This is a genomic window from Streptomyces sp. NPDC102441, from assembly GCF_044765585.1.
Lineage (GTDB): Bacteria > Actinomycetota > Actinomycetes > Streptomycetales > Streptomycetaceae > Streptomyces.
In genome coordinates this window covers 108400-128981 of the sequence record NZ_JBIWKH010000001.1, presented here as the reverse complement: position 1 = coordinate 128981, position 20582 = coordinate 108400, and the positions used below count along the sequence as shown (strand labels likewise).

Here is a 20582-nt window from a genome sequence, read left to right as displayed (position 1 = left end):
TCCGGCGTCCACAGCGCGGCCGGATAGGATTCGGCCCCGATGGACACGGAAGCACAGCACATGGAGCGCGATCGTTCCTCCGGCCCCGCAGAAGGGCCCGAGGAGGGGTCGCGCTCCACGCATGTCCGGGACCGGCCGGTCATGTCGGTCACCTGGGGGCGGGCGATCTTCCTGGGCATGCTCTGCACGGTCGCCCTGCTGCTCTTCAGCGCTTTCGTGCTGCAGCCCTTCCTGATCCCCAGTGGCTCGATGGAGCCCACGCTGCGGGTCGGGGACCGCGTCCTCGTCAACAAACTGGCGTACCGTTTCGGCTCGGATCCCCGGCGCGGCGACGTGGTGGTCTTCGACGGCACCGGATCCTTCGTACAGGAGCCGGCGTCCGGCGGGAACGCCGTCGGCGAGCTGCTGCACGGGGTGGCCGCGTCCCTGGGGCTGGCCGAACCCGCCGGCTCCGACTTCGTGAAGCGGGTGGTGGGGGTGGGGGGCGACCGTGTGGTCTGCTGCGACGAGCGGGGGAGGCTCCAGGTGAACGGTGCTCCGGTGGACGAGGAGTATCTGCACCCCGGTGACCATCCGTCCGATGTGGCCTTCGACATCGTGGTGCCCGACGGCAGGCTGTGGGTGATGGGTGACCACCGCAGCAACTCGCGGGATTCCCGGGACCACCTGGGGCAGCCAGGGGGCGGCATGGTGCCCGTCGAGCGTGTGATCGGGCGGGTCGACTGGCTCGGCTGGCCGCTCGGGAGGCTCGGCTCCCTGGAGGGCACCGACGCCTTCACCGGCATACGGCCGGCGGACGCCCACCATGGGTAACCGGGGGCGCAGGCCGGGGGCACCGGACACGGGCCCGCCACTGCCCACGGGGTCGAGGCCGGCCACGGGCCGCTCGCTGCCCACCCGGGCGGAGCGCCGCAAGCTGGCCCGCAAGGTGAAACGCCGCCGACGCCGGTCCGCGATCAAGGAGATACCCCTCCTCGTCCTGGTCGCGCTGCTGATCGCGCTCGTACTCAAGACCTTCCTCGTCCAGGCCTTCGTGATCCCCTCCGGGTCGATGGAGCAGACCATCCGGATCGGTGACCGGGTACTGGTGGACAAACTGACGCCGTGGTTCGGGTCCGAACCACAGCGCGGCGACGTCGTCGTCTTCAAGGACCCGGGCGGCTGGCTGCAGCAGGAGAGCGCCGCCACCGAGGACCCGCCGGCCGGGGTCAAACAGATCAAGGAACTGCTGACCTTCATCGGGCTGCTGCCCTCCGAGGACGAGCAGGATCTGATCAAGCGCGTGGTGGCGGTCGGCGGCGACACCGTGAAGTGCTGCGGCACCGACGGCAGGATCACGGTCAACGGCGTGGCGCTCGACGAGCCGTATCTGAATCCCGGCGATGTGCCCTCCACGCTCAAATTCGAGGTAAAGGTTCCTGAGGGCCGAATCTTCGTGATGGGGGACCACCGGTCCAATTCCGCGGACTCCCGATTCCATCTCGACAAGCCGGGGAAGGGCACGGTTTCGGAGGACGAGGTCGTGGGGCGGGCTGTGGTGATCGCCTGGCCGTTCGGGCATTGGCGCAGGCTGGAAGAGCCCGAAACGTACGCCTCCGTCCCCGAGGGGAGCGTCGGAGCGACGGCTGCGAAGGCCCCGTCGAATAGTGTGTCCTCCCAGGATCGCAACGGAATGGTCCTGCTCCCGACCCCTGCGGAACTCCCGCTCGTTATGGGAGTGGTGGGCCTGCGCCGAATCAGGCGCGGGCGGTGGCACGGAGTGAGGAGTGGATGTGGGGGATTTGGCGGTCGGCGCACGATCCGGACACGACGAGCCCGAGGACCGGCCTTCGGACAACGAGGTCCCGGTGGAGGCGGAGAGTGACGGCGATTCCCCGGGCGGTGGAAGTACGGCGGTGAAGAAGCCGCGTTCGTTCTGGAAGGAGCTGCCGCTCCTCATCGGCATCGCGCTCATTCTCGCGCTGCTGATCAAGACGTTCCTGGTACAGGCCTTCTCGATCCCCTCGGACTCCATGCAGAACACCCTGCAGCGGGGTGACCGGGTGCTGGTCGACAAGCTGACGCCGTGGTTCGGCTCCGAGCCGGAGCGCGGGGAGGTCGTGGTCTTCCATGACCCGGGCGGTTGGCTTGAGGACACCGTGACGCCCGAACCCAACGTGGTGCAGAAGTTCCTGAGCTTCATCGGGCTGATGCCGTCCGCCGAGGAGAAGGACCTGATCAAGAGGGTCATCGCCGTGGGCGGCGACACCGTCCAGTGCAAGAAGAACGGGCCGGTGACGGTCAACGGCAAGGCTCTGGACGACAAGTCGTTCATCTTCGAGGGCAACAGCGCCTGCGACGACGAGCCGTTCGGGCCGATCCACGTGCCCGAGGGCCGGATCTGGGTGATGGGCGACCACCGGCAGAATTCGCTGGACTCCCGTTACCACCAGGAGCTGCCCGGTCAGGGCACGGTCTCCACGGACGAGGTGGTCGGACGCGCCGTGGTCGTGGCCTGGCCCGTCAACCGCTGGGCGACCCTTCCGGTGCCGAGCACATTCGACCAGCCCGGGCTGAACGCGGCCGCGTCTGCCGCTGTCCCCGGAGCACTGGGTGTAGCCGGAGCGCTGCCCCTCGTGTTCTGGCGTCGCCGCAGGCTGACCCGCGGGCATACCGCCGGGTAGGGTGCCGCTCGGATCAGCGATTGTCGATCTCCGATGGGGGAGCGCTGGGATGAGTGGATCAGGACGTACGGACGGCCGCGGCCGGCTCGGCAGCACGTTGTCGAACCTGGCCGTGGCTGTCGGCTGTGTGCTCTTCCTCGGCGGATTCGCCTGGGGAGCCGTGGTGTACAAGCCGTACACCGTGCCGACCGAGTCGATGACGCCGACGGTGAACGCCGGTGACCGGGTTCTCGCGGAGCGGATAGACGGCGACGACGTGCGGCGCGGAGACGTGGTCGTCTTCACCGACTCGGCGTGGGGCGACGTGCCCATGGTGAAGCGGGTCGTCGGAGTGGGCGGCGACAAGGTCGCCTGCTGCGACAAGGAAGGCCGGCTCACCGTCAACGGTGAGCCCATCGAAGAACCGTATCTGCAGGCGAAGGGCGCTTCACCGCTCATCTCGTCGAACGGTGAAGCCTCGGCCTCGCCGCAGGACTTCACGGCGGACGTGCCCGAGGGACAGCTCTTCCTCCTCGGCGACGAGCGCACCACCTCCATGGACTCCCGCGTCCATCTGGAGGACCCGGGGCAGGGCTCGGTGCCGCGCAGCGCCGTCGAGGCGCGGGTGGACGCCGTCGCATGGCCCATGAACGGCATGATCGGCCGGCCCGAAGCCTTCGCTTCCCTGCCGGGCGGCGTGTCGTCCGACGGGCCGCTGCCGCTGCAGGTCGGCGCGCTCGTGGCGGGTGTGGTGCTCATCCTGGGCGGAGCGGCGTACGGTCCGCTGGCGGCGCGCTCCGCACGGGGAAGCAGGAGGCCGAAGGTGTCCGCCGGTGCCCACTGAGGTGCGCAGGGTCGCTCGTGTGGTGCTTCTGGACCCGGACGACCGGATCCTGCTGCTGCACGGCTTCGAGCCCGGGAATCCGGCCGAGAGCTGGTGGTTCACCCCGGGCGGCGGCCTGGAGGGCGACGAGACCCGTGAGGAGGCCGCCCTGCGTGAGCTCGCGGAGGAAACGGGGATCACGGACCTCTCTCTCGGTCCGCTGCTGTGGACGAGAACCTGCTCCTTCCCGTTCGACGGGCGGCGCTGGGACCAGGACGAGTGGTACTTCCTGGCGCGTACGTCGCAGACGCGGACCGACCAGACGGGTCTCACCGAGCTGGAGCTGCGCAGTGTCGCCGGTCTGAGGTGGTGGACCTCCGCCGAACTTCTCGCCACGCGTGAGACGGTGTATCCGACCAGGCTCGCCGGGCTGCTGCGCACGCTGCTCGACGAGGGTCCTCCGAGTGTTCCGCTGGTCCTTGCCCCTGAAATCGTCTAATCGGCCAGGGGTGCGTGGGGCTGACGCACAATAGGGGGACGCGCGGCTGAAGGGGAACATGCCATGAGTGCCGAGGACCTCGAGAAGTACGAGACCGAGATGGAGCTGAAGCTCTACCGGGAGTACCGCGATGTCGTCGGTCTGTTCAAATATGTGATCGAGACCGAACGGCGCTTCTACCTCACCAACGACTACGAGATGCAGGTGCACTCGGTCCAGGGTGAGGTCTTTTTCGAGGTTTCCATGGCGGACGCGTGGGTCTGGGACATGTACAGGCCCGCCCGGTTCGTCAAGCAAGTTCGGGTGTTGACGTTCAAGGACGTGAACATCGAGGAGCTCAACAAGAGTGATCTCGAGCTTCCGGGCGGCTGACCCCGGCGTGCTCCCCCAGGATCCCGGTTCACTCTTCCGAGTGGCCGGGATCTCCACATCGACCCGGTTGTCCACCAAGATCCACTAGATCCGGCGGGGCGCGTCACAGTCGGTGCCGGAGGTGGTGCCGATATGAACGCACGGGGGGCACTCGGGCGGTACGGCGAAGATCTGGCGGCACGGCTGCTGACGGACGCCGGCATGACTGTGCTGGAGCGCAACTGGCGGTGCCGCGCGGGAGAGATCGACATCGTCGCCAGGGACGGTGACGCGGTGGTCGTCTGCGAGGTGAAGGCCCGCAGGGCGGGCTCCTTCGAGCATCCCATGGCAGCCGTCACACCGGCCAAGGCCGACCGGTTGCGCAGGCTCGCCGAGATCTGGCTCGACCGGCACGGCGGGCCGCCGCCCGGCGGGGTCCGGATCGATCTGGTCGGCGTGATCCTGCCCAGGCGCGGTGCCCCGGTCGCCGAGCATGTGCGGGGCGTGGCCTGATGGGGTTCGCACGGGCGTGCTCGGTGGCGCTGGTCGGCGTCGAAGGTGTGGTGGTGGAGGTCCAGGCCGATCTGGAGCCGGGTGTGGCGGCGTTCACGCTCGTGGGCCTGCCGGACAAGAGCCTGGTGGAGAGCCGGGACCGGGTGCGGGCCGCCGTCGTCAATTCCGGGGCCGAGTGGCCGCAGAAGAAGCTCACGGTGGGGCTGTCCCCCGCCTCAGTACCCAAGGGCGGTTCGGGGTTCGACCTCGCCGTGGCGTGTGCGGTGCTGGGCGCGGCCGAGCGGATCGACCCCGCCACCATCGCCGATGTGGTGATGATCGGGGAGCTCGGCCTCGACGGCAGGGTGCGCCCGGTGCGTGGGGTGCTGCCCGCGGTCCTCGCGGCGGCGGAGGCGGGGTATCGGCACGTCGTCGTCCCGGAGCAGACCGCGGGGGAGGCCGCGCTTGTGCCCGGCGTCTCCGTCCTCGGCGTACGGAGCCTGCGCCAGCTGATCGCCGTCCTCGGCGACGAACCCGTGCCCGAGGAACCGCCCGCCGACCGGGGCCGCCCCGACACGATGCTCGCCGGGCTCATGGTGCCCGGGGCGGGCCTCGGCACGGGCCTGGCCCCGCTGTCGGCCGACTCCACGGCGCACCGGCCCGAACTCGCCGATGTAGCGGGCCAGGGCCGGGCGCGCAAGGCGCTGGAGGTGGCGGCGGCAGGGGGCCACCATCTGCTGCTCTCCGGGCCGCCAGGGGCGGGGAAGACCATGCTGGCCGAGCGGATCACGGCGATCCTGCCGCCGCTCTCCCGGCAGGAATCCCTCGAAGTGACGGCGGTGCACTCGGTCGCGGGCATCCTCCCGCCGGGTGAACCCCTGATCAGCAGAGCGCCGTACTGCGCGCCGCACCACTCGGCGACGATGCAGTCGCTCGTGGGCGGGGGGAACGGCCTGCCGAGGCCGGGAGCGGTATCCCTGGCGCACCGGGGTGTCCTCTTCCTCGACGAGGCCCCGGAGTTTTCGGGAAGGGCCCTCGACGCGCTGCGCCAGCCCCTGGAGTCCGGACACGTGGTGGTCGCGCGCGCTGCCGGGGTCGTCCGGCTGCCCGCACGTTTCCTGATGGTCCTGGCCGCGAATCCCTGCCCGTGCGGCCGGCACACCCTGGCCGGTGCGGGCTGCGAATGCCCTCCCTCGGCGGTCCGCCGCTATCAGGCGCGACTGTCGGGCCCGTTGCTCGACCGTGTGGATCTGCGCGTCGAGGTCGAGCCGGTCGGAAGGGCCGACCTGATGGGGAACGGCGGCCGAGGGGAGTCATCGGCGGAGGTGGCCGCCCGGGTGCGGGGGGCCAGGGAGCGCGCCGCCGAGCGGCTCGCGGGCACCCCATGGACCACCAACAGCGAGGTTCCCGGGCATGAGCTGCGGACCAGGCTCGTCGCCGCACCCGGTGCGCTGATGGCGGCCGAGCGGGACATGGAGCGGGGTGTCCTCACGGCCCGCGGCCTCGACCGGGTCCTGCGCGTGGCATGGACCGTGGCGGACCTGAGGGCGGCCGACCGCCCGGACGCCTCGGACATCGCGGTGGCGCTGGAGCTGCGGACAGGCATCCAGCGGGGGGTCCCCGTGCAGGCGGGCGCCCGGTGAACGCCCCGCAGGCCCCCGGCGGCCGGGAGCGGCTGGCGCGCGCCGCCCTGACCAGGGTGTTCGAGCCCGGGGACGAGCGCGGCGGCCGCTGGATCCGTGAGATCGGGCCCGTCGAGCTGATACGGCGTCTCACGGGCGCGGAGGCACCCGCGCAGGCGATCGAGGGGATGACGGCGGCCCGGCTCGCCGGCTACCGCCTACGGGCATCGAGCGCCGCCCCCGGAAGGGATCTGGCGGACATGGCCGCGATCGGCGGGCGGTTCGTCTGCCCCGGCGACCGGGAATGGCCGAGCCAGCTCGACGACCTGGGCGACGCGCGGCCGATCGGGCTCTGGGTGCGAGGCCGGTCCGACCTGCGCCTCTGGGCGCTGCGCTCGGTCGCGCTGGTCGGCGCCCGGGCCTGCACGCCCTACGGGGCGCACATGGCGGCGACGCTCGCCGCGGGGCTGGCGGAGCGGGGCTGGGTGGTGGTCTCCGGCGCGGCGTTCGGGGTGGACGGTGCCGCCCACCGCGGGGCGCTGGCAGCGGGCGGGGCGACCATGGCGGTGCTGGCGTGCGGGGTGGACGTGGCCTATCCCCGGGGGCACGCCGAGCTGATCGGGCGCATCGCCGAACAGGGCATGGTCATGGGCGAGCTGCCGCCCTCGGACCATCCGACACGCAGCAGATTCATCCTGCGGAACAGGGTGATCGCGGCGCTCACGAGAGGCACCGTGGTGGTGGAGGCCGAACACCGCAGCGGCTCGCTGGTCACCGCGAGGAACGCGCAACGGCTGGGCCGCTTCACCATGGGCGTCCCGGGCCCGGCGACCAGCGGGCTCTCGGCCGGGGTCCACGAACTCCTGCGTGGGGAGGGCGTCCTGGTCACCGATGCCGCCGAGATCACCGAACTGGTGGGGGAGATGGGTGAGCTCGCTCCGGCCAGAAGCGGCCCGGTCCTGCCCAGGGACCTCCTCGGCGCCGCCTGCGCGCGGGTGCTGGACGCACTGCCCGGGACGGGCGTCATGGGCGCCCGTGACGTGGCCCGGAGCGCAGGAGCGTCCACGGATGAAGCCCTCGGGCGGTTGTACGAACTCCACTCACTGGGGTTCGTCGAACGCGAGGGCGACGGATGGCGGTTGACGCGGGGACGGACACGCAATGGGGAGGCGCGGCGAGGCGGTACTTGACCCGGAGCATTCGGGTGAAAAGGTGATGCAGGTGACCTCGGCGGCACCCGGTCAGGCCTCCGGGGACGGCGCGAGCGGTGACGCACCTCGCCGTCGGCCCTGCCAGGCGGCGCGAGAACGACGGGGGATTTGGAACGCAATCACACCACACGGTTCCCTTGTCCTGCGCGCACCGCTACACCGCAGTCACGCTACGCTCACAAGGATTCCGCCCCCAGAGACACGTCCCAGCACTTCACAGCAGAACGGCTCAAGGCACCACATGCCCCAGCACACCTCCGGGTCTGACCGCGCGGCAGTACCACCGGCTGCGCGTGGCACTGTGCGTCCTCCCGCCCCCTCCTCGCTCGACGAGTTGTGGCGTTCGTACAAGACCACCGGTGACGAGAGGCTGCGGGAGCAGCTGATCCTGCACTACTCGCCTCTGGTGAAGTACGTCGCCGGTCGGGTCAGTGTGGGTCTGCCGTCCAACGTGGAGCAGGCGGACTTCGTCTCGTCCGGTGTCTTCGGGCTGATCGACGCCATCGAGAAGTTCGACATCGAGCGGGCCATCAAGTTCGAGACCTACGCGATCACCAGGATCCGCGGCGCGATGATCGACGAACTCCGGGCGCTGGACTGGATTCCACGGTCCGTGCGGCAGAAGGCGCGCAACGTCGAGCGCGCCTACGCCACGCTGGAGGCGCAGCTCCGGCGCACACCCTCGGAGGCCGAGGTCGCCGCGGAGATGGGTGTCGCCCTGGAGGAACTGCATGCTGTTTTCAGCCAGTTGTCGCTCGCCAATGTGGTGGCGCTGGAGGAGTTGCTGCATGTCGGCGGCGAGGGCGGCGACCGTCTGAGCCTGATGGACACCCTCGAGGACACCGCGGCCGACAACCCGGTCGAGGTCGCCGAGGACCGCGAGCTCAGACGGCTGCTCGCCCGGGCCATCAACACGCTTCCCGAGCGGGAGAAGACCGTGGTCACGCTCTACTACTACGAAGGCCTCACCCTCGCCGAGATCGGCAACGTCCTGGGGGTCACGGAGAGCAGGGTCAGCCAGATCCACACCAAGTCCGTGCTGCAGCTCCGGGCGAAGCTGGCCGACGCCGGACGCTGAGCCGGAGAGGCTTCGGCCACATGGCAGCGGACGCGGACCTCCCTTCGGACCGGCGCCGCCGTAGAGTGGACGGGTGCCCAGGATTCGAGCGGCCTCCGTGGCCGAGCACCGGACCATGCAGCGCGGCGCCCTCCTGGACGCCGCACGCTCCCTGCTGTCCGAGGGCGGTACGGAGGCGCTGACCTTCCCCGCCCTCGCCGAGCGCACCGGCCTCGCCAGGTCCTCCGTCTACGAGTACTTCCGCTCCCGCGCGGCCGTGGTCGAGGAGCTCTGCGCCGTCGACTTCCCCGTCTGGGCCGCCGAGGTCGAGAACGCGATGGAACGGGCCGGCACACCCGAGGCGAAGATCGAGGCCTATGTGCGCCGGCAGCTCGATCTGGTCGGAGACCGGCGGCACCGCGCGGTCGTGGCGATCTCCGCGAGCGAACTGGACGCGGGCGCCCGGGAGAAGATCCGCGCCGCGCACGGCGGCCTGATCGCCATGATCGTCGAGGCGCTCGCCGACCTGGGCCACACCGAGCCGAGGCTCGTGGCCATGCTCCTGCAGGGGTCCGTGGACGCGGCGGTGCGCAGGATCGAGCTGGGCGCGGCCGAGGAGCCGGGCATCGTGGCGGACACGGCCGTGGCCATGGTCCTGCGCGGCGTCCGGGGCTGAACGGGTCTCCGGCCCGCCTCCGGGAGCGGCACCCCGAACACGGGCAGCAGCCTGGAGGGGCCCCTTCGCAGCAGTGACGGAGGAAGCAGCGACAGCGGATCCAGATAGACGTCTCCGCGCCGCAGGCCCCAGTGCAGACAGCCGGAGGCGCAGTGGGAGGGCTCCGGTCCGGCCACGCCCAACACCTGCCCCGCGACCACGTCGTCGCCCTCGGAGACCCGCGCCCGCACCGGTTCGTAGGTGAAGCGCAGCGGTGGCTCCCCGCTCCCCGTCACATCGACGGAGATCACCCCACGCCCCGCCACCGGCCCCGCGAAGGCGACCCTGCCCGGGGTGGCCGCCCGCACCGGGGTGCCCGGCCGGGCGGCGAGGTCGACCCCGCGGTGGCCCGGTCCGTACGGACCGGCGGGCGGTTCCCAGCCCCGTACGACCAGGGGCCGGCCCGCCAGCGGCCAGACCCGGTCACCGCCCGGCGGCGCTCCCGCCGAGGCTCTCGCGGAAGCCGGCCCCAGCAGGACGGCGAGCAGTGCGGTGAGGAGGACGGCCACCGGTGCGGCCCACGTGCGGGCCGGTGACGGCCCCGTCCCCGGCGGCCTCGACAACAGGGCGTCACGGGCCGGGCCGACGGGTTTTCCAGGTGAGCGGCGCATGGCGCAACGATCTCCCGGAGGCCCGTCCCGCGGGGATCATGGTCCGGATCTGTGGACGACCGGGGGGTTGTGGACATCGCCGTCACCCTGCACCCGGCGGGTCCCGTACACTTCTTCTGGCGATCCGGGTCACCGGGTCGACTTCGCACGCCCCGCCACCTCCCTCTCTGCGGATGGTGGCCGCGCTCCTCGGTCCCTCGTGGCACGGCGCGTCGGGGCGTCAGGCGCGACCGCAATCCTGCGGTCGCGACAACCGAGTAAATCAAGGAGTACGGCCATGGCCGTCGTCACGATGCGGGAGCTGCTGGAAAGCGGCGTCCACTTCGGTCACCAGACCCGTCGCTGGAACCCGAAGATGAAGCGCTTCATCTTCACCGAGCGCAACGGCATCTACATCATCGACCTGCTCCAGTCGCTGTCGTACATCGACCGCGCCTACGAGTTCGTCAAGGAGACCGTCGCCCACGGCGGATCCATCATGTTCGTGGGTACCAAGAAGCAGGCCCAGGAAGCCATCGCCGAGCAGGCGACGCGCGTCGGCATGCCGTACGTCAACCAGCGTTGGCTCGGTGGCATGCTCACCAACTTCTCCACCGTCTACAAGCGCCTTCAGCGTCTGAAGGAGCTCGAGCTCATCGACTTCGAGGACGTGGCCGCCTCCGGCCTCACCAAGAAGGAGCTCCTGGTCCTCTCCCGCGAGAAGGCCAAGCTGGAGAAGACCCTCGGTGGTATCCGCGAGATGCAGAAGGTGCCGAGCGCCGTCTGGATCGTCGACACCAAGAAGGAGCACATCGCCGTCGGTGAGGCGCGCAAGCTCCACATCCCGGTCGTCGCGATCCTCGACACCAACTGCGACCCCGACGAGGTCGACTACAAGATTCCGGGCAACGACGACGCGATCCGCTCCGTCACCCTGCTCACCCGCGTGATCGCCGACGCCGTCGCCGAGGGCCTCATCGCCCGTTCCGGTGCCGCGACCGGTGACTCGAAGCCGGGCGAGAAGGCCGCCGGCGAGCCCCTCGCCGAGTGGGAGCGTGACCTGCTCGGGGGCGAGAAGAAGGACGACGCCGAGGTTCAGTCCTCCGCCGAGACCGAGAAGGCCGCCGACGCCGAGCCGGCCGCCGCCGCCGACGAGCAGGCTGCCGAGCAGGCCGAGACCCCCGCCGCCGAGGCCCCCGCCGCCGAGGAGGCCGCCGTCGAGGAGGCCACCCCGGCCGCCGAGGCCCCGGCCACGGACGAGCAGGCCTGACACCCGTCAGTCACGGCTGAATGACGGCGGGGGCCGGTGCACCGGCCCCCGCCGTTCACCCGTAGATCTTTCAGACTTCGAGAGAGAAACAGACTCATGGCGAACTACACCGCCGCTGACGTCAAGAAGCTCCGCGAGCTCACCGGCGCCGGCATGATGGACTGCAAGAAGGCGCTCGACGAGGCCGACGGCAACGTCGACGGTGCCGTCGAGGCGCTCCGCATCAGGGGCCAGAAGGGCGTCGCCAAGCGCGAGGGCCGTTCTGCCGAGAACGGTGCCGTCGTCTCCCTCGTCTCCGAGGACAAGACGTCCGGCGTCCTGCTCGAGCTGAAGTGCGAGACGGACTTCGTCGCCAAGGGCGACAAGTTCCAGGCCGTCGCCAACACGCTCGCCGCCCACGTCGCCGCTAGCTCCCCGGCCGACATCGAGGCGCTCCTCGCCTCCGAGATCGAGCCCGGCAAGACCGTCCAGGCGTACGTGGACGAGGCCAACGCCAACCTCGGCGAGAAGATCGTCCTGGACCGCTTCGCGCAGTTCACCGGCGACTACGTCTCCGTCTACATGCACCGCACCATGCCCGACCTGCCGCCGCAGATCGGTGTCCTGGTCGAGCTGGACAAGGCCGACGCCGAGCTGGCGAAGGGCCTCGCCCAGCACATCGCCGCCTTCGCGCCGAAGTACCTCTCCCGCGAGGACGTCCCGGCCGAGGTCGTCGAAGGCGAGCGCCGCGTCGCCGAGGAGACCACGCGCGCCGAGGGCAAGCCCGAGGCCGCGCTCCCGAAGATCGTCGAGGGTCGTGTCAACGGCTTCTTCAAGGAGGCCACCCTCCTCGGCCAGCCCTACGCGCTGGACAACAAGAAGTCGGTCCAGAAGGTCCTGGACGAGGCCGGTGTCACCCTGAAGCGCTTCACGCGTATCAAGGTCGGCATCTGAGTCCGTCCGCGAACAACGGTGGACCCCGATAGGGTCTGGTGCAGTCGACGGCCGCACTCAGCCGGACGACCGCAGATCTGACGAGGAGGCCATTGCCGCTGAGGGACAACAGACCCACCGGCAATGGCCTTCTTCGTATGTGCACGAGGAGAATCTCCATGAACAAGGGCGCGGACGCCACCCAGGGCGACCACAAACGTGACGACGGCAAGATTTCCGGCCGCTTCATGCTGAAGCTGTCCGGTGAGGCGTTCGCCGGCGGCGGCGGTCTGGGCGTCGACCCGGATGTCGTGCACGCCATCGCGCGTGAGATCGCGGCCGTCGTGCGCGACGGTGCCGAGATCGCGATCGTCATCGGCGGCGGCAACTTCTTCCGTGGCGCCGAGCTCCAGCAGCGCGGCATGGACCGGGCGCGGTCCGACTACATGGGCATGCTCGGTACGGTCATGAACTGCCTGGCCCTGCAGGACTTCCTGGAGAAGGAAGGCATCGACTCACGCGTCCAGACCGCCATCACCATGGGCCAGGTCGCGGAGCCGTACATCCCGCTGCGCGCCGTGCGGCACCTGGAGAAGGGACGCGTCGTGATCTTCGGCGCCGGCATGGGAATGCCGTACTTCTCCACCGACACGACCGCTGCCCAGCGCGCCCTGGAGATCGACGCCGAAGCGCTGCTGATGGGGAAGAACGGCGTGGACGGGGTCTACGACTCCGACCCGAAGGCCAACCCCGACGCGGTGAAGTTCGACGCCTTGGAGTACGGCGAGGTGATCGCCCGGGACCTCAGGGTCGCCGACGCCACCGCCATCACGCTCTGCCGTGACAACCAGCTCCCCATCCTCGTCTTCGAGCTGACCGCGGAGGGCAATATCGCCCGTGCGGTCAAGGGTGAGAAGATCGGCACCCTGGTGAGCGACCGGAGCACCCGGGCCTGACGGCCCGGACGATGGACAACGGCCTGCCGGTCGGACACCGTGCAGGTGAGGACGCGACGCAGGATCCGCAGGACCCGACGATGCCGGGTCCGCTCAAGACACGCAGGAGCACGTGGTGATCGAAGAAATCCTCCTCGAGGCCGAGGAGAAGATGGAGAAGGCCGTCGTGGTCGCGAAAGAGGACTTCGCCGCGATCCGTACCGGCCGCGCGCACCCGGCGATGTTCAACAAGATCGTCGCCGACTACTACGGCGCGCTGACCCCGATCAACCAGCTCGCCTCGTTCTCGGTCCCCGAGCCGCGGATGGCCGTGGTGACCCCGTTCGACAAGTCCGCGCTGCGCAACATCGAGCAGGCGATCCGTGACTCCGACCTCGGCGTCAACCCGAGCAACGACGGCAACATCATCCGTGTGACGTTCCCCGAGCTCACGCAGGACCGCCGCAAGGAGTACATCAAGGTCGCCAAGACCAAGGCCGAGGACTCCAAGATCTCGATCCGCTCCATCCGCCGCAAGGCCAAGGAGTCCCTCGACAAGCTCGTCAAGGACAAGGAGTCCGGCGAGGACGAGGTCCGCCGCGCCGAGAAGGAGCTCGACGACACCACCGCGAAGTACGTCGCGCAGGTGGACGAGCTGCTCAAGCACAAGGAAGCCGAGCTGCTCGAAGTCTGATGAACGACTCTTCCTGGGGCGCCCCGCAGGGAGCCGGCTACCGGGGCGCGCCCGAGATGGGGGGCGCCCCGGCGGGTCCTGCATACGATGTGCACGGCGCCCAGCAGACTCGGCCCATGCCCATCGTGCCGGACGTTCCCGACGCAGGTAGAGACGCTGACGACCGCGATGACCGGAACGGGGACGTCGCGCGCGTCAGCGGCCCCCTGTTCCGTGACGAGAAGCCGCAGGAGCCCATGTCCACCCCGCTGCCGTCCTCCCCGCCGCCCAAGAAGCGTGCGGGGCGTGACCTGCGCGCCGCCATAGGGGTCGGCGTCGGTCTCGGTGTACTCGTCGTCGGCTCGCTGTTCATCGTCAAGGCCGTCTTCGTCGGCGTGGTCGTGCTGGCGGTGGTGGTCGGCCTCTGGGAGCTCACGTCCCGGCTCAAGGAGCGCAAGGGCATCAACGCCCCGCTCGTGCCGCTCGCCGTCGGCGGCGCCGCGATGGTGGTCGCCGGCTATGTGCGGGAGGCGGAGGGCGCCTGGGTCGCGATGGCGCTCACGGCCCTCGCGGTGCTGGTGTGGCGGATGACGGAGCCCCCTGAGGGCTATCTCAAGGACGTCACGGCGGGTGTCTTCGCCGTGTTCTACGTACCGTTCCTGGCGACGTTCGTCGCGATGATGCTCACCGCGGACGACGGCGCCTGGCGTGTGCTGACCTTCCTTCTTCTGACCGTGGTCAGCGACACCGGTGCGTACGCCGTCGGCTGGCGCTTCGGCACGCACAAGCTGGCACCCCGCATCAGCCCCGGGAAGACCCGCGAGGGCCTGTTCGGCGCGGTCGCCTTCGCGATGGTGGCCGGCGCGCTGTGCATGGAGTTCCTGATCGACGGCGGCAGCTGGTGGCAGGGTCTGCTGATGGGCCTGGCCGTCGCCGCGAGCGCCACGCTGGGCGACCTCGGCGAGTCCATGATCAAGCGGGACCTGGGGATCAAGGACATGGGCACGCTGCTGCCGGGCCACGGGGGCATCATGGACCGGCTCGACTCACTGCTGCCGAGCGCCCCGGTCGTATGGCTGCTGCTGGTCCTGTTCGTGGGATCCGGCTGAGCCGGCAGGCGACTCTCCGCGCCGCGTTCCACAGGGGCCCGCCGTCCGCCGGACGGCGGGCCCCTGCGCGCGCCGGACGGGCTGCCGTACTGGCTGGCCTGCATGGGCCTGATCGCGGCCGGGATGCTCGCGCTCGGAATCATCACCGGCTCTCTGACCGTTCCGCTGATCTTCGTCGCCGGCGTGGCCGTGTTCTGCTCCTGGGGCTACTGGATGCGCCGCCGGGCCCTGGAGCACCACCGCCACATGAGCTCCGCCCTGCAGAACCACGGCTGACAGGGGTACGCCGCGGAGGCGGCCCACCGTGCGATCGGTCACGGTCCCCGCGCGGACCGGCCTTCCACGGGCCGTGGGAGGCCCGCCGGCCACGGCCGACGCCGGCCGCCCGCGCCCCCGGCGTCCCGCCCGGTCCTTCGGCGGACCGGGTACCACGGTGTGTCTGCGACACTGGAAGAACCATGCCTAAGCCCGGAGAACTCCAGTTTGTCGCGCCCCGTGGAGCCAAGCGGCCGCCGCGGCACCTCGCCGACCTCACACCCGACGAGCGCAAGGAAGCAGTCGCCGCGACCGGCGAGAAGCCCTTCCGTGCCAAGCAGCTGTCGCAGCACTACTTCACGCGGTACGCGCACGACCCGGCGGAGTGGACCAACATCCCTGCCGCGTCGCGGGACAAGCTCGCCGAGGCGATGTTCCCCGACCTCATGTCGGTGATGCGCCACATCAGCTGCGACGAAGACACCACCCGTAAGACGCTCTGGAAGCTGCACGACGGCACGCTCGTCGAGTCCGTCCTCATGCGGTACCCGGACCGGGTGACGATGTGCATCTCGTCGCAGGCGGGCTGTGGGATGAACTGCCCCTTCTGCGCCACGGGACAGGCGGGACTCGACCGCAACCTGTCGACCGCCGAGATCGTTCACCAGATCGTGGACGGCATGCGTGCCCTGCGCGACGGCGAGGTCCCGGGCGGACCTGCCCGGCTGTCCAACATCGTCTTCATGGGCATGGGCGAGCCGCTGGCCAACTACAAGCGTGTGGTCGGGGCGATCCGTCGGCTGACGGACCCGGAGCCGGACGGCCTGGGGCTCTCGCAGCGCGGGATCACCGTGTCCACGGTGGGTCTGGTGCCGGCGATGCTCCGCTTCGCCGACGAGGGCTTCAAGTGCCGCCTCGCGGTCTCGCTGCACGCTCCGGACGACGAGCTGCGCGACACCCTCGTTCCCGTGAACACCCGCTGGAAGGTCCGTGAGGTCCTAGACGCCGCATGGGAGTACGCGGAGAAGTCCGGCCGCCGTATCTCCATCGAGTACGCGCTCATCCGCGACATCAACGACCAGGCCTGGCGGGGCGACCGGCTGGGCCGGCTCCTCAAGGGCAAGCGGGTGCACGTCAACCTCATCCCGCTGAACCCGACTCCGGGCTCCAAGTGGACCGCCTCGCGGCCCGAGGACGAGAAGGCGTTCGTCGAGGCGATCGCCGCCCACGGTGTGCCTGTCACCGTCCGCGACACCCGCGGCCAGGAGATCGACGGTGCCTGCGGGCAGCTGGCGGCGTCCGAGCGCTGACGCGGTACGGCGGACGGGCGTGGATCCGGCCGGTCCGGCGTGATCCGGCCGGTGTAGCCTGGCGGCGTAAATCAACTTCATATTCCGACAGGGGAGCGCCACAGCGCTGAGAGTGCGGCACCGAGGACAGGTCGGCCGCAGACCCTCTGAACCTCGCCCGGGTCATTCCGGGTAGGAAGTTCGGACCTTACTCAAGCTGTTGCGCCCTGCCCGCTCGACGAGCGGGCAGGGCCGCGTCTCTTCCTGGTCACCCCCAGGAGGAAATCACCATGAACACCACGACGAAGTACGCCGCGACGGCGCTCGCCGCCGCGCTCGGGGTCACCGCGCTCGCGGGCTGCGGCGACTCCGACGGCAAGGCTTCCGATGAAACGGGAGCCGGCTCCAAGACCGTCACCCTCGTCAGCCACGACTCGTTCAACGCCTCGGACGCCGTCCTGAAGGCGTTCACCGAGCAGACCGGCTACAAGGTCAAGGTCCTGAAGAGCGGTGACGCCGGAGCAGCGCTCAACCAGGAGATCCTCACCAAGGGCTCCCCGCGCGGCGACGTGTTCTTCGGCGCCGACAACACACTGCTGTCCCGCGCTCTGGACAACGGCCTCTTCACGCCGTACGAGGCGAAGGGCCTGGACCGGGTCGCGGCCGACACGCAGCTCGACGCCGACAAGCACCGGGTCACGCCCGTCGACACCGGCGACATCTGCGTCAACTACGACAAGAAGTACTTCGCCGACAAGAAACTCGACCCGCCGAAGTCCTTCGACGACCTGTTGAAGCCCGCGTACAAGAACCTCCTCGTCACCGAGAACGCCGCGACCTCGTCGCCCGGCCTCGGCTTCCTCCTGGGCACGGTCGCCAGCCAGGGTGAGAGCGGCTACCAGGACTACTGGAAGAAGCTGAAGAGCAACGGCGTCAAGGTCGTCGACGGCTGGGAGCAGGCCTACAACGAGGAGTTCTCCGGCTCCGCCGGCGGCAGGAAGGCCAACGCCGACCGGCCGCTCGTCGTCTCGTACGCCTCCAGCCCGCCCGTCGAGGTGCTGTACGCCGATCCGAAGCCCGCCGAGGCGCCCACCGGCGTCGCCACCGGCACCTGCTTCCGTCAGATCGAGTTCGCCGGCCTGCTGGACGGCGCGAAGAACGAGGCCGGAGGCAAGGCTCTGCTGGACTTCCTCATCAGCAAGCGGTTCCAGGAGGACATGCCGCTGAACATGTTCGTGAACCCGGTGGTGAAGGACGCGAAGCTCCCGGAGCTCTTCACGAAGTTCGGTGCGACCGTCGACAAGCCCGCGACCGTCGCCCCGGACAAGATCGCCAAGAACCGTGAGCAGTGGGTCCAGTCATGGTCCTCGCTCGTCGTGAAGTAGGCGTCGCGCGGCCCCCGCGCCGGGGGAACGCGGTGCGGCTCGGCCTCATGGCCGCGCCCGTCGCGTTCTTCGCGCTGTTCTTCGCCTACCCGGTCGCCGCGATCGTCGGCCGGGGGCTGAAGGCGGACGGGGACTGGCAATTCGGCCGGGTCGGCACGGTGCTGAGCCGGCCGGACATCCTCGACGTCCTCTGGTTCACCACCTGGCAGGCCCTCGCCTCGACCGCGCTCACCCTGCTGATCGCGCTGCCCGGCGCGTATGTCTTCGCCCGCTTCGACTTCCCCTGCAAGCAGCTGCTGCGGGCGGTCGTGACCGTGCCGTTCGTCCTGCCCACCGTCGTCGTGGGCACGGCGTTCCTGGCGCTGCTGGGACGCGGCGGCTTCCTCGACGAGCTCTGGGGGGTCCGGCTCGACACGACCGTGTGGGCGATCCTGCTCGCCCATGTGTTCTTCAACTACGCGGTCGTCGTACGGACCGTCGGCGGCCTCTGGTCCCAGCTGGACCCCCGTCAGGAGGAGGCCGCCCGGGTGCTCGGGGCCGGCCGCCTCGCCGCCTGGCGGCGCGTGACACTGCCCGCGCTCGCCCCGGCCGTGGCCGCAGCGGCTCTGATGGTCTTCCTCTTCACCTTCACGTCCTTCGGAGTCGTGCAGATCCTCGGCGGTCCGGCCTACTCCACGCTGGAGGTGGAGATCTACCGGCAGACCGCTCAGCTGCTCGATCTGCCGACGGCCGCCGTGCTGACCCTGGTGCAGTTCGCGGCGGTCGGCGGCATCCTCGCCGTCCACGCGTGGACCGTACGGCGCCGGGAGACGGCCCTGAGGCTCGTCGACCCGGCGCAGACCTCCCGGCCGCCCCGAGGAGCCGGACAGCGGGCGCTGCTCGGCGGCGTGCTGCTGACCGTGCTCCTCCTCGTCCTGCTGCCGCTCGGCGTGCTCGTGGAACGTTCCCTGGACACCTCCGGCGGTTACGGCTTCGGCTTCTACCGCGCGCTCCGGTCCGCCGACGCCAACGGCTCCACCTTCCTGGTGCCGCCGCTCGACGCCATCGGGAACTCCCTGCGCTACGCACTGGTGGCGACCCTCATCGCCCTTGTGATCGGAGGGCTCGCGGCCGCGGCGCTGACCAGGCGGGCAGGCCCGTTGGTGCGCGGTTTCGACGCCCTGCTGATGCTGCCGCTCGGAGTGTCCGCGGTCACCGTCGGCTTCGGCTTCCTCATCACGCTCGACAAGCCGCCGCTCGACCTGCGTACGTCCTGGATCCTTGTGCCGCTCGCGCAGGCGCTGGTCGGCGTCCCCTTCATCGTACGGACCATGCTGCCCGTCCTGCGCGCGGTCGACGAGCGGCTCCGGGAAGCAGCCGCGGTGCTCGGCGCGTCGCCACTCCGGGCCTGGCGGGAGGTCGATCTCCCGCTGGTGCGACGGGCGGTGCTGGTGGCCGCCGGGTTCGCCTTCGCCGTGTCGCTCGGTGAGTTCGGGGCGACCGTCTTCATCGCACGTCCCGACACCCCCACTCTGCCCGTCGCCGTCGCCAGGTTGCTGGGGCGTTCCGGAGAGCTCAACTACGGGCAGGCGATGGCCCTCAGCACGATTCTGATGCTCGTCTGCGCGGTGTCGCTGCTCCTGCTCGAACGTATCCGTACCGACCGATCCGGGGAGTTCTAGAGATGCTGGCAGTGGAGTCGGCCACGGTCCGGTTCGGGAAGCGGACCGCGCTGGACGCCGTCGACCTGGAGGTCGCGGACCACGAGATCGTCTGTGTCCTGGGTCCGAGCGGCAGCGGCAAGTCGACGCTGCTGCGGGCCGTGGCCGGGTTGCAGCCTCTGGACGGCGGGCGGGTGTTCCTGAACGGCGAGGACCAGGCGCGGCTTCCGGTGCACCGGCGCGGGCTCGGCCTGATGTTCCAGGACCACCAGCTCTTCCCACACCGGGACGTCGGTGCCAACGTGGCCTTCGGACTGAGGATGCACGGCGTCCCCCGCGCCGAGCGCGACCGCAGGGCCGGTGAACTCCTCGACATGGTCGGCCTGCCCGGGGCCGGCCGACGGGCCGTCGCCGCCCTGTCCGGCGGTGAACAGCAGCGGGTGGCGCTCGCACGGGCCCTGGCGCCCCGTCCGAAGCTGCTGATGCTGGACGAACCACTGGGGCAGCTGGACCGGAGCCTGCGCGAACGGCTCGTCGTCGAACTGCGCACCCTCTTCGGGCAGCTGGGCACCACCGTGCTCGCCGTCACCCACGACCAGGGCGAGGCCTTCGCGCTCGCCGACCGGGTGGTGGTCATGCGGGACGGCCGGATCGCGCAGGCGGGCACCCCGCTGGAGGTCTGGCAGCGCCCCGCGTCGGCCTTCGTCGCCCGTTTCCTCGGCTTCGACAACCTGGTGGACGCCACGGTCACGGGTACGGCCGCAGACACCGCCTGGGGCAAGGTCCCGGTGCCCGAGGACTCGCCCCAGGGCGAGTGCGAGCTGCTCGTGCGGCCGGGCGGCGTCCGGATCGGCGGCCCGAAGGACGGCCTGCGCTGCACGGTGGGCGTACGCACCTTCCGCGGTCACCACGTCACCGTCACCCTGCGCCCCGACGACGGGCCGCGCCTGGAGGCGGAGTGCGGCCTGCGGGACACCCCGGAGGAGGGGGCCGTCGTGGGCGTGACCTTCGACCCGGCGGAGACGGTGGTCCTTCCCCAGGCCGACCTCCCATCAGCCGATCTCCCATCAGCCGACTTCCCATCAGCCGGCCCCCGACCTGCCGGGTGAACG

General features: G+C 70.3%; 21 protein-coding genes, 1 pseudogene and 1 riboswitch. Of the genes and pseudogenes, 21 read left to right on the top strand and 1 reads right to left on the bottom strand.

Going from position 1 to position 20582, the window contains the following annotated elements; all coding sequences use genetic code 11:
* The first annotated feature begins 39 nt into the window (after positions 1–39).
* From lepB (ACIREO_RS00580) to ACIREO_RS00530, 11 genes are all read left to right on the top strand, one after another.
* Positions 40–813 (top strand): signal peptidase I, encoded by a 774-nt coding sequence (lepB, locus tag ACIREO_RS00580; RefSeq protein WP_404103006.1) that lies wholly within the window; start codon positions 40–42, stop codon positions 811–813.
* Entirely contained in the window at positions 806–1864 is a 1059-nt protein-coding gene (gene lepB, locus ACIREO_RS00575; protein WP_404103003.1) for a signal peptidase I, read from the top strand. Before lepB (ACIREO_RS00580) ends, lepB (ACIREO_RS00575) begins: the two co-directional genes overlap by 8 nt.
* Positions 1782–2663 carry a signal peptidase I gene (gene lepB, locus ACIREO_RS00570; protein WP_404104436.1) on the top strand — a complete coding sequence of 294 codons (882 nt, stop codon included), beginning with the start codon at positions 1782–1784 and terminating at the stop codon, positions 2661–2663. The genes lepB (ACIREO_RS00575) and lepB (ACIREO_RS00570) overlap by 83 nt, the downstream gene beginning before the upstream one ends.
* A 49-nt stretch (positions 2664–2712) precedes the next feature.
* Entirely contained in the window at positions 2713–3486 is a 774-nt protein-coding gene (gene lepB / locus ACIREO_RS00565; protein ID WP_404103000.1) for a signal peptidase I, read from the top strand.
* Entirely contained in the window at positions 3476–3964 is a 489-nt protein-coding gene (locus ACIREO_RS00560) for an NUDIX hydrolase (protein ID WP_404102997.1), read from the top strand. Before lepB (ACIREO_RS00565) ends, ACIREO_RS00560 begins: the two co-directional genes overlap by 11 nt.
* Before the next feature lie 63 nt (positions 3965–4027).
* Entirely contained in the window at positions 4028–4336 is a 309-nt protein-coding gene (locus ACIREO_RS00555; protein ID WP_003965949.1) for a DUF2469 domain-containing protein, read from the top strand.
* 132 nt (positions 4337–4468) lie between these two features.
* Complete coding sequence (locus ACIREO_RS00550) at positions 4469–4828, top strand: YraN family protein (protein WP_404102994.1); 360 nt, start codon at positions 4469–4471, stop codon at positions 4826–4828.
* Positions 4828–6450 carry a YifB family Mg chelatase-like AAA ATPase gene (locus tag ACIREO_RS00545; protein WP_404102991.1) on the top strand — a complete coding sequence of 541 codons (1623 nt, stop codon included), beginning with the start codon at positions 4828–4830 and terminating at the stop codon, positions 6448–6450. Before ACIREO_RS00550 ends, ACIREO_RS00545 begins: the two co-directional genes overlap by 1 nt.
* Complete coding sequence (gene dprA, locus ACIREO_RS00540; protein ID WP_404102988.1) at positions 6333–7619, top strand: DNA-processing protein DprA; 1287 nt, start codon at positions 6333–6335, stop codon at positions 7617–7619. Before ACIREO_RS00545 ends, dprA begins: the two co-directional genes overlap by 118 nt.
* A gap of 262 nt (positions 7620–7881) precedes the next feature.
* On the top strand, positions 7882–8718 hold the full coding sequence (gene whiG / locus ACIREO_RS00535) for an RNA polymerase sigma factor WhiG (protein WP_033304072.1): 837 nt from the start codon (positions 7882–7884) through the stop codon (positions 8716–8718).
* Positions 8719–8815: 97 nt separating this feature from the next.
* Positions 8816–9373 (top strand): TetR/AcrR family transcriptional regulator, encoded by a 558-nt coding sequence (locus ACIREO_RS00530; RefSeq protein WP_404104433.1) that lies wholly within the window; start codon positions 8816–8818, stop codon positions 9371–9373.
* Between the two features lie 155 nt (positions 9374–9528).
* Here ACIREO_RS00530 and ACIREO_RS00525 read toward each other — a convergent pair.
* Positions 9529–10023, bottom strand: a pseudogene (locus ACIREO_RS00525) (murein hydrolase activator EnvC family protein); the annotation flags it as partial.
* A 277-nt stretch (positions 10024–10300) separates the two neighbouring features.
* On the opposite strand from ACIREO_RS00525, the gene rpsB reads away from it, so the two are divergent.
* The 10 genes from rpsB (at position 10301) to ACIREO_RS00475 (ending at position 20579) form a co-directional block, all read left to right on the top strand.
* On the top strand, positions 10301–11272 hold the full coding sequence (rpsB, locus tag ACIREO_RS00520) for a 30S ribosomal protein S2 (protein WP_404102985.1): 972 nt from the start codon (positions 10301–10303) through the stop codon (positions 11270–11272).
* 96 nt (positions 11273–11368) lie between these two features.
* Complete coding sequence (gene tsf / locus ACIREO_RS00515; RefSeq protein WP_404102982.1) at positions 11369–12205, top strand: translation elongation factor Ts; 837 nt, start codon at positions 11369–11371, stop codon at positions 12203–12205.
* Between the two features lie 158 nt (positions 12206–12363).
* Positions 12364–13140 carry a UMP kinase gene (pyrH, locus tag ACIREO_RS00510; RefSeq protein WP_404102979.1) on the top strand — a complete coding sequence of 259 codons (777 nt, stop codon included), beginning with the start codon at positions 12364–12366 and terminating at the stop codon, positions 13138–13140.
* A gap of 115 nt (positions 13141–13255) precedes the next feature.
* On the top strand, positions 13256–13813 hold the full coding sequence (frr, locus tag ACIREO_RS00505) for a ribosome recycling factor (RefSeq protein WP_203182718.1): 558 nt from the start codon (positions 13256–13258) through the stop codon (positions 13811–13813).
* Positions 13813–14901 carry a phosphatidate cytidylyltransferase gene (locus tag ACIREO_RS00500; RefSeq protein ID WP_404102976.1) on the top strand — a complete coding sequence of 363 codons (1089 nt, stop codon included), beginning with the start codon at positions 13813–13815 and terminating at the stop codon, positions 14899–14901. The genes frr and ACIREO_RS00500 overlap by 1 nt, the downstream gene beginning before the upstream one ends.
* 102 nt (positions 14902–15003) lie before the next feature.
* A complete protein-coding gene (locus ACIREO_RS00495; RefSeq protein WP_404102973.1) occupies positions 15004–15177 on the top strand; it encodes a hypothetical protein in 174 nt (57 codons plus the stop codon).
* A 182-nt stretch (positions 15178–15359) separates the two neighbouring features.
* Entirely contained in the window at positions 15360–16466 is a 1107-nt protein-coding gene (gene rlmN / locus ACIREO_RS00490) for a 23S rRNA (adenine(2503)-C(2))-methyltransferase RlmN (protein ID WP_404102970.1), read from the top strand.
* A 79-nt stretch (positions 16467–16545) separates the two neighbouring features.
* Positions 16546–16662: riboswitch (TPP riboswitch) on the top strand.
* Between the two features lie 73 nt (positions 16663–16735).
* Positions 16736–17830, top strand: a complete 1095-nt coding sequence (locus tag ACIREO_RS00485) for a thiamine ABC transporter substrate binding subunit (protein ID WP_404102967.1) — start codon at positions 16736–16738, stop codon at positions 17828–17830.
* A gap of 47 nt (positions 17831–17877) precedes the next feature.
* Positions 17878–19491, top strand: coding sequence for an ABC transporter permease (locus tag ACIREO_RS00480; protein WP_404104431.1), 1614 nt, complete (start codon positions 17878–17880; stop codon positions 19489–19491).
* 2 nt (positions 19492–19493) lie between these two features.
* Entirely contained in the window at positions 19494–20579 is a 1086-nt protein-coding gene (locus ACIREO_RS00475; RefSeq protein ID WP_404102964.1) for an ABC transporter ATP-binding protein, read from the top strand.
* The last annotated feature ends 3 nt before the right edge of the window (positions 20580–20582 follow it).

Coding starts and splice junctions, on each gene's coding strand:
- ACIREO_RS00550 (WP_404102994.1), top strand. CDS start 4,469: ATGAACGCACGGGGGGCACTCGGGCGGTACGGCGAAGATCTGGCGGCA.
- lepB (WP_404103000.1), top strand. CDS start 2,713: ATGAGTGGATCAGGACGTACGGACGGCCGCGGCCGGCTCGGCAGCACG.
- rlmN (WP_404102970.1), top strand. CDS start 15,360: ATGCCTAAGCCCGGAGAACTCCAGTTTGTCGCGCCCCGTGGAGCCAAG.
- ACIREO_RS00475 (WP_404102964.1), top strand. CDS start 19,494: ATGCTGGCAGTGGAGTCGGCCACGGTCCGGTTCGGGAAGCGGACCGCG.
- ACIREO_RS00495 (WP_404102973.1), top strand. CDS start 15,004: ATGGGCCTGATCGCGGCCGGGATGCTCGCGCTCGGAATCATCACCGGC.
- lepB (WP_404103006.1), top strand. CDS start 40: ATGGACACGGAAGCACAGCACATGGAGCGCGATCGTTCCTCCGGCCCC.
- pyrH (WP_404102979.1), top strand. CDS start 12,364: ATGAACAAGGGCGCGGACGCCACCCAGGGCGACCACAAACGTGACGAC.
- ACIREO_RS00555 (WP_003965949.1), top strand. CDS start 4,028: ATGAGTGCCGAGGACCTCGAGAAGTACGAGACCGAGATGGAGCTGAAG.
- dprA (WP_404102988.1), top strand. CDS start 6,333: ATGGACCGTGGCGGACCTGAGGGCGGCCGACCGCCCGGACGCCTCGGA.
- ACIREO_RS00545 (WP_404102991.1), top strand. CDS start 4,828: ATGGGGTTCGCACGGGCGTGCTCGGTGGCGCTGGTCGGCGTCGAAGGT.
- ACIREO_RS00500 (WP_404102976.1), top strand. CDS start 13,813: ATGAACGACTCTTCCTGGGGCGCCCCGCAGGGAGCCGGCTACCGGGGC.
- tsf (WP_404102982.1), top strand. CDS start 11,369: ATGGCGAACTACACCGCCGCTGACGTCAAGAAGCTCCGCGAGCTCACC.
- lepB (WP_404103003.1), top strand. CDS start 806: ATGGGTAACCGGGGGCGCAGGCCGGGGGCACCGGACACGGGCCCGCCA.
- whiG (WP_033304072.1), top strand. CDS start 7,882: ATGCCCCAGCACACCTCCGGGTCTGACCGCGCGGCAGTACCACCGGCT.
- ACIREO_RS00485 (WP_404102967.1), top strand. CDS start 16,736: ATGAACACCACGACGAAGTACGCCGCGACGGCGCTCGCCGCCGCGCTC.
- rpsB (WP_404102985.1), top strand. CDS start 10,301: ATGGCCGTCGTCACGATGCGGGAGCTGCTGGAAAGCGGCGTCCACTTC.
- ACIREO_RS00480 (WP_404104431.1), top strand. CDS start 17,878: ATGGCCGCGCCCGTCGCGTTCTTCGCGCTGTTCTTCGCCTACCCGGTC.